General features: G+C 72.6%; 3 protein-coding genes. All 3 read left to right on the top strand.

The window, feature by feature from the left end:
- Window positions 1–517 (top strand): hypothetical protein (locus tag KUTG_RS48540; RefSeq protein WP_232241349.1); only part of this gene is annotated, 517 nt, incomplete at its 5' end.
- Entirely contained in the window at window positions 480–1,196 is a 717-nt protein-coding gene (locus KUTG_RS48545) for a hypothetical protein (protein ID WP_043726739.1), read from the top strand. The genes KUTG_RS48540 and KUTG_RS48545, both read left to right, overlap by 38 nt.
- A gap of 8 nt (window positions 1,197–1,204) precedes the next feature.
- The coding region (locus KUTG_RS62660) for a hypothetical protein (RefSeq protein ID WP_043726741.1) at window positions 1,205–1,466 on the top strand (262 nt) is incomplete at its 3' end.

Below are 1,466 nucleotides of genomic sequence, written 5' to 3' on the forward strand. Positions count from 1 at the left end.
GGTGCCCGACGAGCCTACGGACACGGCCGGTGACCAGCAGTCGCCGCCCGATGATCCCCTGCCGTCGGTGACCGCTCACCCCTCGCACGTCGACGACGGGGCCTCGCCGGTCCCGGATGCCGTGACCGCGCGAGCGACCCGGAAGCTGCGCGCGATGTACGTGGATCCGACGTACTTCCCGAAGGCCGAGGAGTTCGAGGCGCGGTTGGGCAGCTTCGCCTTCGAACACCCGCGTGCCGTGCGGGCGGCGCGGCAGAGCGTGTCGCGCCTGTTCGAGGTGCTCGTCGCTGGCTTCTCCGAGCACGACCGGGACGAGGTCGCGGCGGTCTTCTTCAAGGACGATCCGACCTCGAGCGGACAGGTCGGCGAGCGGCACCCGGCGCTGCCCGCCCTGCACGACCTGTTGCGGCACGGCAACGTCCGGGAGCTGATGACGGCGTTCTTCAACGCCACGTTCTTCAAGGACTCGCCCCTGACAGTTGAAGTCGCTGCTGGGGGAGATCGCCGAGCGGCGTGACTGGGCGCGGGCGGAGCGGCTGGGTCTGAACGTCCCGGCGTTGCGTCGGCAGGCGGCCTTCCTGCGCGGGCGCACGCGCCGGCAGGTCCACGCGGTGCTGGACACGGTAGCGCCGGGCCGGGCCTCGGCGTTCGCCAACGACTTCTTCTCCATCGGCAACGTGGTGGCGCAGTCGGGCTCGTGGCGGCGGGAGCTGGCCAAGTACTGGGGACGTGTCCGGCGCTGGCGCCCGGAGGACGAGCGGCTCGCCGGGGACATCGCCCGGACCCCGGGCGAGTGGGCCCGGCTCGGGATCGGGCTGAGCGAGCGGGAGCGGGAGTTCCTGGCCGCCAACCCGGTCGCGTTGCGGGTGATGGGTTTCCGGCCCGAGCGGGTGCCCCTGGACGAGGTGCGCTTCGACGATCGGGGCGAGCCGTCGCTGGACGAGCTGCGTGGGGCTCCCGGGGTGCTGGGAGTGGAGGTGCACCGCGAGATCGGGCCGGACGGCGAGCCGGGCCGGGTTCATCACCCGGATCGTCCGGGAGCCCGCCGTCGTGGCGAACCCGCGGGCGGTGATCTCGGTCCGGACGAGCAGGGCCCGGAGCTGCCGCTGGAAGTGGTGTCCGGCAAGGCGAACTGGGTGACGGACCCGAGTTCCTCGCTGTACCGGCAGGTGCACGACGAGCAGGGCATGCCCTGATCGCCGGGGTGTCGGGCACGGCCGCGAAGATCGGGAACGCGTTCAAGCTGCTGAACGTCGCCGACGCGGACCCGGACGGCCTCGCCCTGTCGCTGGTGGGGTGGATGCTGCCGACCGAGGACCACTCGTTGTACGAGATCCTCGCGGGCCTGCAGACGGCGAACGTGGTGCCGTCGCTGGCCGGCCGTCCGTTGGACGACGCGACCGCGATGTACCGGTCCGTGCCGGGGGTGCGGCCGGCGGACGTGCGCGAGCGGATCGGCGCGGACG

It is taken from the genome of Kutzneria sp. 744, assembly GCF_000568255.1.
In the GTDB taxonomy this organism is placed as follows: Bacteria; Actinomycetota; Actinomycetes; order Mycobacteriales; family Pseudonocardiaceae; genus Kutzneria.